Annotated in this window: 11 protein-coding genes, 1 tRNA gene and 1 pseudogene; 3 read left to right on the top strand and 10 right to left on the bottom strand. The window is 37.4% G+C overall.

Annotated features, from left to right (window positions below; all coding sequences use genetic code 11):
* Window positions 1-71: 71 nt before the first annotated feature.
* The 6 genes from E0H77_RS05810 to E0H77_RS05785 all read right to left on the bottom strand — a co-directional run bounded on the left by E0H77_RS05810 (window position 72) and on the right by E0H77_RS05785 (window position 8,972).
* Complete coding sequence (locus E0H77_RS05810) at window positions 72-1,700, bottom strand: type I restriction-modification system subunit M (RefSeq protein ID WP_131375746.1); 1,629 nt, start codon at window positions 1,698-1,700, stop codon at window positions 72-74.
* Window positions 1,697-2,899 carry an AAA family ATPase gene (locus tag E0H77_RS05805; protein ID WP_131375744.1) on the bottom strand — a complete coding sequence of 401 codons (1,203 nt, stop codon included), beginning with the start codon at window positions 2,897-2,899 and terminating at the stop codon, window positions 1,697-1,699. Before E0H77_RS05805 ends, E0H77_RS05810 begins: the two co-directional genes overlap by 4 nt.
* On the bottom strand, window positions 2,896-4,230 hold the full coding sequence (locus E0H77_RS05800; protein WP_131375742.1) for a restriction endonuclease subunit S: 1,335 nt from the start codon (window positions 4,228-4,230) through the stop codon (window positions 2,896-2,898). The genes E0H77_RS05805 and E0H77_RS05800 overlap by 4 nt, the downstream gene beginning before the upstream one ends.
* A complete protein-coding gene (locus tag E0H77_RS05795) occupies window positions 4,220-7,252 on the bottom strand; it encodes a type I restriction endonuclease subunit R (protein ID WP_131375740.1) in 3,033 nt (1,010 codons plus the stop codon). Before E0H77_RS05795 ends, E0H77_RS05800 begins: the two co-directional genes overlap by 11 nt.
* A 250-nt stretch (window positions 7,253-7,502) precedes the next feature.
* Window positions 7,503-8,699 carry a tyrosine-type recombinase/integrase gene (locus tag E0H77_RS05790; RefSeq protein WP_131375738.1) on the bottom strand — a complete coding sequence of 399 codons (1,197 nt, stop codon included), beginning with the start codon at window positions 8,697-8,699 and terminating at the stop codon, window positions 7,503-7,505.
* Window positions 8,700-8,882: 183 nt separating this feature from the next.
* Window positions 8,883-8,972: transfer RNA gene (locus E0H77_RS05785), tRNA-Ser, on the bottom strand.
* 118 nt (window positions 8,973-9,090) lie between these two features.
* Between E0H77_RS05785 and E0H77_RS05780 the strand changes: the two genes are divergently transcribed.
* On the top strand, window positions 9,091-10,971 hold the full coding sequence (locus E0H77_RS05780) for a potassium transporter Kup (protein WP_131375736.1): 1,881 nt from the start codon (window positions 9,091-9,093) through the stop codon (window positions 10,969-10,971).
* Between the two features lie 142 nt (window positions 10,972-11,113).
* On the opposite strand, the pseudogene E0H77_RS05775 reads toward E0H77_RS05780, so the two are convergent.
* Window positions 11,114-11,288 (bottom strand): annotated as a pseudogene (locus E0H77_RS05775) (hypothetical protein); the annotation flags it as partial.
* Between the two features lie 253 nt (window positions 11,289-11,541).
* On the opposite strand from E0H77_RS05775, the gene E0H77_RS05770 reads away from it, so the two are divergent.
* Window positions 11,542-12,555: a DNA/RNA non-specific endonuclease gene (locus E0H77_RS05770; RefSeq protein WP_131375732.1), complete on the top strand. Its 1,014-nt coding sequence runs from the start codon at window positions 11,542-11,544 to the stop codon at window positions 12,553-12,555.
* Window positions 12,556-12,577: 22 nt separating this feature from the next.
* Window positions 12,578-12,823, top strand: coding sequence for a hypothetical protein (locus E0H77_RS05765; protein ID WP_131312467.1), 246 nt, complete (start codon window positions 12,578-12,580; stop codon window positions 12,821-12,823).
* On the opposite strand, the gene znuB is transcribed toward E0H77_RS05765, so the two are convergent.
* From znuB to E0H77_RS05750, 3 genes are read right to left on the bottom strand one after another with little or no spacing between them, the layout of a single operon-like run.
* Window positions 12,818-13,618, bottom strand: a complete 801-nt coding sequence (gene znuB, locus E0H77_RS05760; protein WP_131375730.1) for a zinc ABC transporter permease subunit ZnuB — start codon at window positions 13,616-13,618, stop codon at window positions 12,818-12,820. The genes E0H77_RS05765 and znuB overlap by 6 nt on opposite strands.
* A 3-nt stretch (window positions 13,619-13,621) precedes the next feature.
* Window positions 13,622-14,413 carry a zinc ABC transporter ATP-binding protein ZnuC gene (gene znuC, locus E0H77_RS05755; protein WP_131375728.1) on the bottom strand — a complete coding sequence of 264 codons (792 nt, stop codon included), beginning with the start codon at window positions 14,411-14,413 and terminating at the stop codon, window positions 13,622-13,624.
* Window positions 14,386-14,883, bottom strand: coding sequence for a transcriptional repressor (locus tag E0H77_RS05750; RefSeq protein WP_131312464.1), 498 nt, complete (start codon window positions 14,881-14,883; stop codon window positions 14,386-14,388). The genes znuC and E0H77_RS05750 overlap by 28 nt, the downstream gene beginning before the upstream one ends.
* Window positions 14,884-14,969: the final 86 nt, after the last annotated feature.

The following is a 14,969-nucleotide window of genomic DNA, read 5'->3' as shown; positions in this document are numbered from 1 at the left end:
ATAATATCAAGTATGGCGTCTAAATCACTTTTTAGTAGACGCCATATATTAAGTCACCAAAGAAAGTAGATTTAAGGAAGTTCAGGTAATCCAAGTTCTCTTAAAAATGTATTATGCTCATCTTTAGACTGTTTGATTTGCTTAGCAAGTAACAGTAATTCTTGATTTGTCATCTGTAGATCAATTTGCTCTTCTGGTTCTGAAGTACTGATATATCTAGAAATGTTTAGATTGTAATCATTCTTATTCCTAATTTCATCTAAGCTCACACGTCTAGCGTAACGCTCTTCTTCTTTACGATATTGATAAGTATCGACAATTTTCTGAATATCTTCATCACGCAGGCGATTTTGTTTTTTGCTTGGTTCGAAGTAATCAGCAGCATTGATGAATAAAACATCATCAAATTTTTTACAACGCTTTAAAACTAGGATACATACAGGAATACCAGTAGAAAAAAATAGATTGGCTGGTAGCCCAATTACAGTATCAATATGCCCATCATCGAGCAATTTTTGTCGAATTTGCTTTTCGGCACCGCCACGGAATAACACACCATGCGGCAAAATAATTGCCATTACACCATCTTCTGCCAAAAAGTGAAACCCATGAAGCAAAAATGCAAAATCAGCAGCAGATTTTGGAGCTAAGCCATAATCTTTAAAGCGAAAGTCTTTTGCAAGAGCTTCAGTTGTATTCCACTTTAAGCTGAATGGGGGATTTGCCACAATTGCGTTAAAAGTAATTTTTTTAGATGGGTTTAGTTCGCTTAATATGTCCCATTCATTGGTTAAAGTATCACCATGAAAAATTTCAAATTCAGTATCCTTTACACCATGCAACAACATGTTCATGCGCGCTAAGTTGTAGGTTGTGATATTTTTTTCTTGACCGTAAATTTTACCAATCTTACCGCCATGCTCTTTTGCTTGCTGGCGTACATTGAGCAATAATGAACCTGAACCACATGCAAAGTCCATAATTCGTTCTAATGTTTTCTTATAACCTGTGCTTGGGTCTTGGCTATCTAGTGTCACTATACGAGATAAGATCGTTGATATCGGCTGTGGTGTATAAAACTCACCAGCTTTTTTGCCTGAACCTGAAGCAAATTGTGCAATGAGATATTCATAAGCGTCACCCAAAGTATCATTATTGGTTGAAAAACCTATGAGTTTTTCTTCAATACTACTAATAATTGAGCAGAGCTTGTCATTACGATTTTTATATTCTTTGCCCAGTTTTTCTGAATTGAGGTTAATTTCAGAAAACAAACCATTAAAATTACGGGCGAAAGATTGTTCCTCAATATATTTAAAACCAGAGTTTAGTGTTTTAAGTAAATCGTTATGTTGTGTACGAGCAAGTTCAGCAATATTGCTCCAGAGAAATTCAGGTTTAATCACATAATGGATTAGACTTCTCATCGCATTTTCAAAGTCGTCGATATCATTAGGATTGTCCACGTACCAAATGCTTAAAGCAGTTTGCTTAATTGTTCCATTATCATTCTTGATTGGTTTTGGATAATCTGAACCAAGTTCTTTTGCTACGGATTCTTCATAATTTGATGACAAATAGCGTAAAAATAGAAAAGATAACATGTAATCCCGAAAATCATCGGCATTCATTGAACCACGAAGTTGGTTCGCAATATCCCAAAGCAAGGCGCCAAGTTTTTGCTGTTCCTGTTCGGTCATGTTTGAATTTCCTGTGGTATATCTGTTTGAGGAGATGTAGAAGTAGTTGGTTGAATAACTTCACCAATATTTGGTAACTGAAATGGATAGCGTTGTAAAAACGCATCTAAAATATTTTTAAATAACTGTTGGTTATCTAAACCCATTACTTGAGGTTCATACGCTGAATACTTACCATGGCTGAGTAAATTTAGTGCGCGAGAAAAAAGAGCTTCGTTTTCAATACCATTAACGCAGCTTGAGAAATCTTCAAAGCCAAAGAAAGAAGCTGTTTTTTCCATAATGCTACGCAAAATATTGAAATGGTATGTATAGAGTCTGCAAGGATTTGCATCTGAAGCATCTTTTAACTCTTTGAGCATTGCGACATGATAAAAAAATGGTGTATCGCCTGTACTCTGTAATTGATACTCGTTGGTATGTTTGTTTTTATATAAAAAATAGCATTTATGATCATGTTTTTTAAGTTCATTATTCATGATGTTAAAAAATAAACCATGATGTGTTGAAATCACGACTTTAATTTTGTCTTCACAAGTACGGAGTATTTTTGCGAGGTCACTCGCTAAAGCAATTACATTGTTTTCATCGAGTGAGGAAATAGGATCATCAATATAAATATATTTTACCCAGTTATATGCTTCCTGTTGATCAATGGCTAGTTCACAGATTGCTAAGAATGTGCACCAAATAAATAAATTTTCTTCACCTCGAGAGACTTTAATGTCATCGATTGTTCGAGTTGTCGGTTCTGTTTGTCCTCTAAGTCTGACTGTTTCAACTCTGGAAAATGATACTGCCCAATTTTGATAATCTATACGAAAGTCAAAATCTGCATATTTTTCCAAATGTGTATAAATTTTTTCTTCTAATGCAAGCTCTTGAAAACCTGAAAAAAATCTTGAATCGCTGTTTAGATGTAATTTACGACTTGTATCGCTAGCCAAATCATTATCCCAGCGGAATAAATCTTCAGTAAAAGCATTAAAATACAGAGTGTCACGACTTGTGGTTGTATTATCTCCTCGACGTTGAGTTTTACCTTTTTGTTTAAACTCCATGGATAAGCGAGTTTTACCCGTACCGTTATAGGCATAAATGAGTAAAAAGTTATTTGCCCCACCATTTAAGTCATCTCTTAAACAGGTAACTAATCTGCTTAATGTTGTAAATTTTCTAATATTTCTAGTCGAACTCATGCAGAAACGTCCTCAAGCACAGGAAATAGCTGTTGCATTAAGCCTTTTTTGTGTTCTTTAAGGTACTCAATATAATTATTTTGATTGGAAATCACTTCATCTAAATGTGTTAAACATGAAGCAATTTTTTCTTGTTCTAAGTGTGATGGAAGCATTACATTGATAGATAAGAAACTATCAGTCGAAATGTTATAACGACCAGCTCTAGCGCCTTCATTTATAATTTGTCTAATTTCATTCTCATGACTTTTAGATTCGAAAAAGTATTCCCAAAAAATAGGATTTTGGTTTTTCTCAAAGCGGAAACATTTATAGATAGGCGAGACAATTCCTTCATTATAAAGAGAAAGTCGTTTAATAGTCCCGTAGGTTGAACTCTTAGTAATTCTATCGTTATATACAAAATCATTTTTTTGTAAAACAATATATTTATCCGTATTATCTCCAGCTATTTTTTTCTGGAAATAATCTACTTGTGAAACTAAACCATATTGATTAGATAGTGATAAGATCAATATTTTATCTTGGTCAGTATTTTTTTTCTTAACAGGCTGGGCTATTTTTGATAGCTCTATGCTTTCCCAATCCTTATTAAACTCATTAAATCTTAATGTTGGTAAACTCTCTCCATTTTTTGGAAAGAGTTGTTGTAATAAGCCATTTTTATGTTGCTTATAGGCTTCAAGTTTACTTGATTCATTTTGTATCAATTCATCTAGTGATGATAAGCAGGCTGCGATTTTCTGTTGTTCGGCTTTTGATTTGGGAAAGTAAATTTGGATATTTGCTAATCTAGTGCCAGAAATACCCAATACTTTAGTTCCTTGAGCTTCTTTTTGAATTTGTTCTCGAATGCTTGTGGAGTTAAATAAAAAACCTGCAAAACCAGTAATTATCTCGTGCTTAATTTTTCGAGCTAATAAGGTATGAGTACCAGATAAAACTTTTTCATTGTTCAGATTAATGATTTCAATATGTTTTCCAACATCTTTTAAATCTTCCGAGGCATCTGCAAAAACTAGGTCTCCTTCTTTACAGTAATTCTCATCAGAAATTCTTTTTAAATTGACACTTTGATTAACAAAAGGGACGTTCTCTTTTTCTAAATTGAATAACGTTGAAAATTTAGTATGAATATCCCCATAGTGTATATTTTTGACACTACCTGTTTCATAGTTTAAAAAATCTCTTGAAAAAGTGTTGGTAGTTTTAAACTCATACAACGAGTTAAATGGTTTTATTTCCCATTCTTCATCATTGTCAAATTCAGTAAAACGTAATTTCGGCACATTTTTTACTTCATCACTTTCAATTATTTGATTATTTGACATGTGCGTCCCATCCAGATATTTCACGCCCATTGGCACGTTTTTGCATCGGTTCTGTTAAATCTTGAATTAAGGCTTTACGAGTCTTACTACGCTCTTTCCAGCCTAATTCTAGTGGAGAAAGTAGCTCATGCAACAAATCATTATCTAAAATCATGCGTGCAAGTGTAGCATCTACAAACAATTTTAATGCCTCAATTTCTAAACCATATTTTTCAGCGATTTCATCAATTTCATGATCAATTTTTTCAAGTTTAAACTTTTCATAACCCTGTTTGATGTCAGCTTCGTTTAAACCTTTCCCCATTTTTAAACTATAAACATAGTCGGCAATGTCATCTGCATCATCAACAAATTTGGCATCACTTCGAATAAGATTAATCAGTTCTTCACGTGTCATGTTCTGCTGTTCAGGGGTTGCATGACTGTAATCACTGATCAGTTTCATAATGTAGTCATAATCAATCATTGCAGAGTTAAATAAGACAAACTCAAAATCAACTTGTTGGATTTCATCATTTTGTTGATTATCGGGCTTTTCTTGCTGTGCTTTAAAATGCTTGGCAGTTTCCAAATAAACTGATTGGAAACTACGTAACTCATCCTTAGGCATAATCGCTTGAATAGATTCTGCTTGTTGCTCACTTAAATCTGTATATTGGCTTAATTGAGTTTGCAGTCTCTGTATTTCTTTAAATTTATTGATAAACTCAGCTTTTGCTGTATCACCTTGAAGATTAATAACTTCTTCAGGTAGAGGAGCTAAACCTTTAGATTGCATAAAATTATCTAAATGTTGTTTTGCTACAGCTAATTTTGCAATAACTTGTGATGCAGACTCAACCAACCATATTTCTTTAGCATCATCATCTTCATTGAGATCTGAAAATAATTTCACCGCCTCATTCACTGCGGATTCTAAGCCACGAAAATCAATTATAGTTCCATACGGTTTTGAATCATTTAAGACTCGATTAGTACGTGAAAAAGCCTGAATTAAACCATGATATTTAAGATTTTTATCAACATATAGGGTATTCAAATATTTTGAATCGAATCCAGTTAAAAGCATATCGACCACAATCGTAATGTCGATTTTTTTTGATTGAGGCATAGCATTACTGTTTGGATACTTTTGATCTTTGATACGTTGTTGAACATCCTGATAATAGTTATCAAACTGAGCCAAACTATGATTTGTGCCAAACTGCGTGTTGTAGTCACTGATGATGGCTGTTAAAGCCTGTTTTTTCTCATTGGGTTTTTCTTTGTTATCTGCTTGCTCATTTGGTAGGTCTTCCGATAGTTGTTTGACATCGGCATCACCGTCAGCAGGCGGAGAAAATACACATGCAATACTGAGTATTGGATAGTCTGAATTACTTTCTAATAACTCAGCTTGCTTTGCTTTAAATAAATGATAGTAACTAATCGCATCATTAATTGAACTTGTAGCGAAAATTGCATTAAATTTACGCTCATGAGTTGCATGATGATGTTTATTTAAAATTGCATCAACAATTTTTGCTTGTGTCGTTGGATCACCTACACGAGCTGTAATAGGTTTATCTTGATCGACCTGAGTTGCTCGGAAATATTCAATATTAAACTTTAAGACATTTTGATCTTCAATGGCATGTGTAATGGTATAGGCGTGTAATCTTTGCTGAAAAATGTCTTTTGTTTCAGCATAACTTGCTTCTTGCCCATCTATACGTTGTACAGTCGCATTATCTTTAAAAATAGGCGTTCCAGTAAAACCAAAAAGTTGGGAGTTCGGGAAAAAGTTTTTAATAGCTTGATGGTTTTCACCGAACTGTGATCGATGGCATTCATCAAAAATAATTGCAATACGTTTATCTTGCAGAGGCTTAAGTTGTTCCTTGAAGCTCGGATATTTTGAACGTGTATTTTTATTTGTTTTCGATTTGTCACTTGCTGGTGAGTCACTTAAAGCTAATGCTAGTTTCTGAATCGTAGTAACAATGACTTTATTACTATGGTTTGTAGAGAGTAATCGACGTACTAAAGATACTGTATTGGTATTTTCCTCAACACAACCATCTTGGAATTTATTGAATTCTTCACGGGTTTGACGATCTAAATCTTTACGGTCAACCACAAATAGGCATTTTTCAATATCAGGATTATCTTTAAGTAGGGTAGATGCTTTAAAAGAAGTTAGCGTTTTTCCACTACCTGTGGTATGCCAGATATAGCCATTCCCACGGTTCTGCTTAATACTTTCAATAATCGCTTCGACTGCATAAATCTGATACGGTCTCATAATCAGTATTTTCTGTTCTGTTGCAACGAGAACCATGTAGCGACTGATCATCTTACCTAGTTTGCATTTATTTAAAAATTTATCAGCAAACTTATGTAAATTATTTACTTTTTTATTATCATCATCAGCCCAATGGTAGATAGGTAAAAACTGCTCATCAGCATTAAAGTTAAAATGTTGAGGCTGGTTGTTACTGAAATACATGGTTTCTCTTTGATTTGTAACGATAAATAACTGCATAAATGCAAAGAGCGTATTGGTGTAACCATTGCCAATATCATTTTTATAATCAATGATTTGTTGCATAGCTCGGCGTGGGGAAATATCGAGAGTTTTTAGCTCGATCTGAACCAAAGGTAAACCATTAATTAGAATAATTACATCGTAACGATGGTGGCTGTTTTTTGTATTTAGACGAAATTGTCGAATGACCTCAAAGTCATTTTTACACCAGTCTTTGGTATTGACTAATGTGTAATATAAAGGAGTACCATCTTCCCGATCAAAAACATGTTGTTCACGTAACCGATGTGCACATGCAAATACATCGGTACTAATATTTTCTTCTAATAGGCGTTGAAATTCATTATCAGTAAGTTGTACTTGATTTAATTCATTGAATTTATTTCGAAAATTTGAATTCAGTGAATCTATGTCATTAATGTTTTTATGGGTGTATTTTAACTCGAGCAGCTTTTCAATCAGCGCATCTTCGAGATTATTTTCTGAGCTTGACATATCATTCCATCATTAAAAACAAACATTGTTTACTGAAAGTTTATCTAAGAGCATCATCATACGATAATTCATTTATTTTTGGTTATATATAAAACTGCAAGATAATTGCATGAATAAAAGATAAGCAAAAAACTATGCTTATATAAATACATGTGTTAAATAATTCATTTTTATATAAGTTAAACTTTTTTAAAATATTACGTAATTTTTGGTAATGCTCAAGAAAACATTTTGTGAACTTAAATAAAAACTAAATTGCTTTAAGTTTAGGAAATAGTACAATTTTATTTCTCAAGCTATCAATAAAATCAGACCAGTCTTGCATCATTTTGATGCGATATTCTAAGTGTTGAGCATGGTTATAAGCTTGAGATACGGCATTCCCAACGCGGTGTGCTAACTGAATTTCAATCGCATCATGCATATAGCCTTGTTCATGAAGTGTGGTTGAGGCAAGCCCACGGAACCCATGACCAGTCATTTTACCATTATAGCCCATTGTACGAATGACACAGAGTAGCGCATTGCTGCTCATCGGTTTTGCTGTACTGTGATTATAAAAAACATACTGCTTGTTGCCAGTCAGAGGTCGTAATCCTTCAATCAATTCAATTGCTTGTTTTGATAATGGAACAATATGGGGTTGAGCCATTTTCATTTTTTCAGCAGGAATACGCCATAATTTAGTTTCAAAATCGATTTCGTCCCATTCCATCATTCTAAGTTCAGCGGTTCGTACAAAAGTTAATGTCATTAATTGAATTGCTGTTTTAATCATTGGATTGCCATGATAGCGATCCATGCGTTCAAGAAATGGAGGAAATTCTGAAATATCCAAACGAGCCATATGCTTTACTTTTCGAGGTTTTAAAGCTTCTTGAAGGTGAGGTGTTGGATCATTTTCAATAATGCCCTTACGGATAGCGAAACGAAAAATTCGACCTGCTAAAGGAATTGAGCGTTTTGCCATTTCTTGTGCGCCACGTTCTTCAATTTTTTTGGCACAGGTAAGTATGTCCTTACCTTTGATTTGATCAATAGGCATTTCGCCCAAAGCAGGGAATAGGTCTTTTTCAAATACAGATAAATCTCGTAAATAAGTCGTTTCTTTAATGACAGCTTTACGATCTTCCATCCATTCCATAGCGAGTGATTTGAAAAGAATACTTTCATCTGTTTGTTGTAAGCGTTCATTTTTTACCGCGTTTGGATCAATATTCTTATATAGCTGAATTCGAGCTTCATCGCGAGTACGGCGAGCCTGAGCGAGTGAAATTTCGGGGTAGCTTCCAATTGTTAAAGTACTTTCTCGACCATTAAATCGATACTTTAAGCGCCAGAACCTTCCACCAGCAGGTGTAACCTCTAGGTATAACCCTTTTTCATCGGAATAACGCTTTTTCTTTTCAAGTGGTTTTATTTTTCTGACTTGAGCATCTGTAAGCATTTTGAGCTGAATCCGTACAAATTGGGGGACGAAAAATAGTATAACTAATTTGTCCCCCAATTGTCCCCCTATTTATGGGGGATTGCTTTGGATGCGGCAGGATTCTACGAAACATGAAAAAAGGCTTAAACCCTTTAGATTTAAGCCTTTTGAGACCCTACAGGACATTGCAGGAATAAAATCTGGCGGTGAGAGAGGGATTCGAACCCTCGATACGCGCAAACGTATACACACTTTCCAGGCGTGCTCCTTAAGCCACTCGGACACCTCACCAAGGCGTGCGATAGTAACTAAAAAAAAGCAGGCTGCCAAGATTTAATCACCGCTTTACAGAAAAAATTTTATTTAAATGCTAAGATTGCATCAAAAATCATCTTGGTTTAATTATGCAATGCAAACTATGACCCAAAAGGCAAGATTGCCTGCGATGGCTCTCGCAGCGCTTGGAGTCGTCTTTGGTGATATTGGTACCAGCCCACTCTATGCCCTAAAAGAATCTTTTCATGAGGCACATGGACTTGGCATTAATCCTGCAAATGTCTTAGGTATTTTGTCGATCATTTTTTGGTGTTTAACGCTGATTATTAGCATTAAATATGTAGCGATCGTCATGCGCGTCGACAACAATGGTGAAGGCGGCATTATGGCATTGCTTGCTTTGAACCTACGTAAAGCAAAAATTGCTGACAATAAAAAAATCTATCTCATTGCAATTGGTTTTGTTGGAGCATCCCTATTTTTTGGTGATGGAATTATTACCCCCGCCATTTCAGTGCTTTCGGCAGTAGAGGGTTTATCCATCGCAACCGATGTTTTTGACCCCTATATTATGCCAATTGCAATTGTGATTGTGGTGATCCTGTTTTTAGTACAAAAACACGGTACGGCATTTGTTGGTAAACTTTTTGGACCACTCACTCTGATTTGGTTTCTGGCGATTGGTATTTTTGGGATCATGAGTATTGCCAAAACACCACTTGTCTTGGGAATGTTTAGTCCACATTGGGCAGTTGAATTCATTTTTACCAACCCCGTGATGTCTTTTTTTGTTATGGGTGCAGTGGTATTGACGGTTACGGGTGGCGAAGCCTTATATGCAGATATGGGGCACTTTGGCCGTACGCCAATTCGCTTCGCATGGTTTGGTGTAGTTTTACCCTGTTTGGTGTTGAACTATGCAGGTCAAGGGGCATTATTGCTGCGTAATCCAAGTGCAATTGAGAACCCATTTTTCTTGCTTGTTCCTTCGTGGGCGTTATACCCAACGATTATCTTGGCAGCGATCGCAGCTGTCATTGCTTCACAAGCCGTGATTTCAGGTGTGTTTTCTTTGGCGCGCCAGGCTGTGCAACTGGGGTATTTACCACGGTTTGGTATTAAGCACACTTCTGAATCAGAAGAAGGGCAAATTTATGTGCCTTTTCTGAACTGGTTGTTACTTGCAGCAATCATTATTCTGATTCTGATTTTTAAAACCAGTTCTAATTTGGCAAGTGCTTATGGCTTGGCAGTGACCCTGACCATGCTGTGCGATACCTTATTGATTGGTGTATTTATTTTTTATGCATGGAAATGGAGTGCACCGAAAATACTGTTGCTGATCACACCATTTTTGGCTTTGGATATAGTGCTGGTCGCTGCAACTTCGCTGAAAATTGTATCAGGTGGTTGGGTGCCGTTATTGATTGGTGGCATTGCCTTTGGCATCTTGATGACTTGGAAGCGCGGTCGTGAATTGATGTTTGCCAAACTTGAACACGACACTTTGCCGATTGATTTATTTGTTAAAAGTATTGGTTCAGATACTGTGCATTGGGTACAAGGCGATGCCGTATTCCTGACTGGAACGCCAAATGTTGTGCCGCATGCCATGCTGCATAATATTAAGCACAATAAAGTACTGCATGAACGTAACATTCTGATCACTGTAATTGTTCAGGATGTCCCATATGTTGCACAAAAAGAACGAATTTTAGTTGAAACTCTAACTGAGCATTTTTACCGTATTCAAGTTTTCTATGGTTTTAAAGACGAGCCAAATGTACCACGTGATTTGAAACAAGCCTATGAAGAACTCGACTTTGAGTACGACCTCATGCAGATTAGCTTCTTTATTTCGCGAGATCGTGTGGTACATAAAGTTGGAGATGGTATGTCTCCTTGGCGAGAAAAGCTGTTTATTTCTATGCAGCGTAATACCAGTCCAGTCAGTGATTTTTATCAAATTCCAACCAACCGTGTCGTTGAGTTGGGTGGTCAAATCGAAATTTAACAATAAAAAACCAAGGTTCAAGCCTTGGTTTTTTTAATTGTTTAACTCACTTATGGGGCTGGCATAGGTGCTGGTGTATCAGGTGTCGCTACAGGGCTATGGCTGTGATCTGCTGGTTGCGGCGTGGGAACAGGTGTATATTTACCACTGCTCATTAAGTCTGTTAACGATCCTGGTTGACCATTTACAGTTGTATTGATTTTAACCTGAGACAGGCTTTCTAGAGTCTCACCTGGTTGTACAGCAGGTTCCGCAAACGCAGCAGTTGCTGTGAACATTCCCATGAATAACCCAACGCTAACGAAAATATTACGCATACCTGAACTCCAATACTAAAAATTGTGTGAGTTTTAATCTGAATTAACAATCCCATAGATTGGGATTACCCGCAACTAAGTATACGGAATATCAATAAATTAAGGGTATAAGTGTGGCATAACCACAACAAACTGTTACGTAAAGAGTGAGAGAAAATCCGATGAGTACAAGGATTAGCCATTTGAAAGAAACCACATATACTTTCTAAAATGAGCTTGTTAAGCTGTTTTTACTGCTCAAGGGATAACCAATATGACTCAGAAACTTAACTATAGTATTCAAGGACTAGTTTTGTTATGCGCAACTGCCACAACAGGCACTGTTTTTGCGCAAGACTCATGCTTATCTCAATTTTATCAGCAGACTCCACCAGCGCTGGTTAAGCAAAGTTTAAATAAAAATACTTTTCCTTTATGTTTTAATGGTTTTGGTCTGGTTTATTCTGGCGTATCTAAAACACCTTTATGGAGTGCTGAGCATCTCACCGCGGAACGTTTAAGTCAGAAAATTAAACGTGAAGACCAGTTTCATGAAGAAGAACAAATTCCAGAGCAGTTTCGTTCCACGCTGGCAGATTATCGTGCTTCAGGTTATGACCGCGGACATATGTCTCCGAATGCGGACATGCCAGACAAAGCTTCACAACATGACAGCTTTTCTTTAGCCAATATGGTGCCACAAGCCCCAAAAAATAATCAGGAAGTCTGGCGGAAGCTTGAAGAAGCCACTCGTAGCTTGGTAAAAAAACAAAAACAGGATGCCTATCTGGTGACTGGGCCGATCTTTACAGGTCAACGCCTAAAAACCATAGGGAAGGGCAAAGTGATTGTTCCGAGTGTTGTGTTTAAAGCGGTATATATGCCCAAGACAGGCGTGATCGGTGCTTACTATGCTCCAAATAATAACTCTCAACAGGTGCAAGTTGTCAGTGTTTGTCAGATTGAACAGCAAACAGGCTTAAATTTATTTCCACAGCTTTCAGTAGAAACTAAACGCAAAATTTACGATTTGCCACTCACCACCAGTGATGTTCAGGCAGGTCGTGTTCCTGCGCAGATTGGAACGGATCAAAATAGTCAATGTGCTACGCCATCAGCATCATCGGACATTCGTTCATTACAGCAATCTTTTGGCAATGCTGTGCAACAAGCAACGCAAGATATTGAAAAAACTGTGAATCAAGAGAAAGATAACTTTATAAAAAAGTTATTGAAAGCATTGCTTGATAGTGTGTTGGAATTTTTATTAAAGTTGTTTAAATCTTAACCCCGTTTCAGGGAGCTGAATTATGTTTAAACCATTTGCTGAAGACCAGTCATCCTCTGCAATTTATGACTTAACTTTAGAAAATCAGCTAGATTGCATCAATCTGTATGGCAATCTGCAAATTACCAAAGATCAGCAGGGGCTTGCAGCTGCAAAAGCGCTGCAAAGCTTGATTAATCAGGTAGTTGAAGTGTTAGAACAACAGGAAAACTTGCCCGAGAAGATTGCACATCAACCCGAGCAGGAAGTTGAAAATCCGTTTTTATAAAGTGCTACGAATTTTTTGCCAGCAAAATAACGTAAAGAAAATACTCGACATGGTCAGTACAATACTTAAACCACTGGCAATGTTGAGTAAGGCACTGGCCCATAAGCCAATACCCAAAGCAATTTGACCAATGATAAAAGCATACAACACCATTTGTTTAGGAGAGTCTGCCAAGAGACGTGCTGCTAATGCTGGAATCACCAAGAGAGCACCCATCAACAGTGAACCGACTGCGCGTAGTGCCAATACGGTAAATAATGCCAAAAGCAGCATGAAGATAAAACGCTGCAATTTGGCATTTACACCTTCACTAATTGCAATATCTGGGTCAATTGCAATCTGAATTTGTGCTGACCAAAATTTCCATAAAATACTGATAGAAACGATAATAATGACTGCAAAAATAGGAAGGTCTGACCAACTAATGGTGAGTAAATCCCCAAATAAGTAACTGAGTAATTCAGGACGTAGAGCAGGAAGGTTCTGAATCAGTATCAGACCTGAACAGAGCAGGGTGGCTGCACACAGCGCCAGTAGTGCGTCGTTGGGCAAACGCCGATCATGCAAAATCCATAAAATACAGACCAGTAAAATCGCTAAGCTTGCGACGCCGACCCACATAGGCAACTGTAAAACCCCTGCAACCGCTACGCCGAGTAACGTGCCATGGGACATGGTATCTGCAAAAAATGACATACGGCGCCAAAGCATAAGGCAGCCCAATGGTGCAGTTAAAATGATCAGTAAAGCACCCATAACCCATGCTGGGAGCAAAAGTTGAAACCATTCCATCATGCGCTAAGCTTCCGGTTCTGGGTGAATGTGAGGGCGAGTGTCATGTTCGCAGCTTGCAGTTGGGCTGTCGCCATGTGCACAATGATCGTGATGATGCTGGTAAAACGCTCGCTGTGTGCCAAAAATAGCTTGGTACTCAGGATGTTGCTGGACATTTTCTGGAGACCCGCTACAGCAGATATGTTTGTTCAGGCAAACCACTCGATGCGTTCCTTGCATCACCCATTGCAGGTCATGCGAAACCATGAGTACCGCACAGCCATAACGCTCAGGCAAACTACGTACATATTCGTATAGCTCGGCTTCAGACTGAATATCCAGCCCTTGCATCGGTTCATCAAGCACCAAAACTTGTGGTTTGCGCAGTAATGCCCGCGCCAAAAGTACTCGCTGGCGTTCACCACCAGAAAGTTGCTGTACTTTGGCATCTTGAAGTTTTTCAATGCCAGTTTCCGCAATAATCTGTTGTTTGATTATCGTATCACACGCCTCTAACGCCAATAAATCTCGGACACGTAACGGCAAACTGTGAGAGGGGTTAAACTTCTGCGGAACATAAGCAAATTTTAAACTGCGATCTTTTAGAATTTTACCAGACGTAGGTTTGACAATGCCTAAAAGGACTTTAATGAGCGTAGATTTTCCAGCGCCATTTGGGCCAATCAGTGTCACAATTTCATTGGGATGTAACTCAAAGTCGACCTGTTTAAGAATCTCGCGTTCATCAATTCGGACATAAATTTTCTGTAATGAAATGAGCGCAGGCGTTAGTGACGTTGTGTGCACTGTTGGCATTTTCCTGAAATTTCAATAATGGTGTGATGAATATTAAATTCATCCGAATGTGCTAATGCATTGAGATGTGCCATCAAGGCATCGGCAGAAGCTTCTTTAACCGCTTTACAGCTTACACAGATTAAAAATGCTGCCTGATGACCTTCACGAGGGTGACAGCAAGGAATAAAGGCATTAATTGAACTTAGACGATGAATTAAGCCTTTATCCAGTAAAAAGTCCAAACTGCGGTAAACGGTTGGTGGCGCAGCAGGTTTATCTGATGTATTTTTTATTTTTGCCAGAATATCATATGCACCAATCGGTCCTGATGCATTCAAAATTAAATGCAAAACTTCTCGACGCAAAGGTGTAAGGCGTGCACCAGAAGTTAGGCACAGCGCTTCTGCCTGCTCTAGGCGAGCTTGAATATCGCCGTGATCATGTACCTCGTGTAAGCTATTGGCATGTGAATGCGAACATGAACTCATAAATATCTCACCTATGGTGCACCAAAACAGATAAGTTAACTCTTTTATAACAATATCATTAATTTTAGTGTTATAGTGTAACATTA

The sequence above is a fragment of the Acinetobacter brisouioides genome (assembly GCF_004331075.1).
Taxonomy (GTDB): domain Bacteria; phylum Pseudomonadota; class Gammaproteobacteria; order Pseudomonadales; family Moraxellaceae; genus Acinetobacter.
Note: the sequence above shows the minus strand (reverse complement) of the source record. Positions and strands in the feature narration are given on the sequence as shown.

Bases quoted from the DNA above. Each gene is read 5' to 3' on its own strand.
- E0H77_RS05750 (WP_131312464.1), bottom strand. From the start codon at position 14,883: ATGAGTTCATGTTCGCATTCACATGCCAATAGCTTACACGAGGTACAT.
- E0H77_RS05790 (WP_131375738.1), bottom strand. From the start codon at position 8,699: ATGCTTACAGATGCTCAAGTCAGAAAAATAAAACCACTTGAAAAGAAA.
- znuC (WP_131375728.1), bottom strand. From the start codon at position 14,413: ATGCCAACAGTGCACACAACGTCACTAACGCCTGCGCTCATTTCATTA.
- E0H77_RS05810 (WP_131375746.1), bottom strand. From the start codon at position 1,700: ATGACCGAACAGGAACAGCAAAAACTTGGCGCCTTGCTTTGGGATATT.
- E0H77_RS05805 (WP_131375744.1), bottom strand. From the start codon at position 2,899: ATGAGTTCGACTAGAAATATTAGAAAATTTACAACATTAAGCAGATTA.
- E0H77_RS05780 (WP_131375736.1), top strand. From the start codon at position 9,091: ATGCAAACTATGACCCAAAAGGCAAGATTGCCTGCGATGGCTCTCGCA.
- E0H77_RS05770 (WP_131375732.1), top strand. From the start codon at position 11,542: ATGACTCAGAAACTTAACTATAGTATTCAAGGACTAGTTTTGTTATGC.
- E0H77_RS05800 (WP_131375742.1), bottom strand. From the start codon at position 4,230: ATGTCAAATAATCAAATAATTGAAAGTGATGAAGTAAAAAATGTGCCG.
- znuB (WP_131375730.1), bottom strand. From the start codon at position 13,618: ATGATGGAATGGTTTCAACTTTTGCTCCCAGCATGGGTTATGGGTGCT.
- E0H77_RS05795 (WP_131375740.1), bottom strand. From the start codon at position 7,252: ATGTCAAGCTCAGAAAATAATCTCGAAGATGCGCTGATTGAAAAGCTG.
- E0H77_RS05765 (WP_131312467.1), top strand. From the start codon at position 12,578: ATGTTTAAACCATTTGCTGAAGACCAGTCATCCTCTGCAATTTATGAC.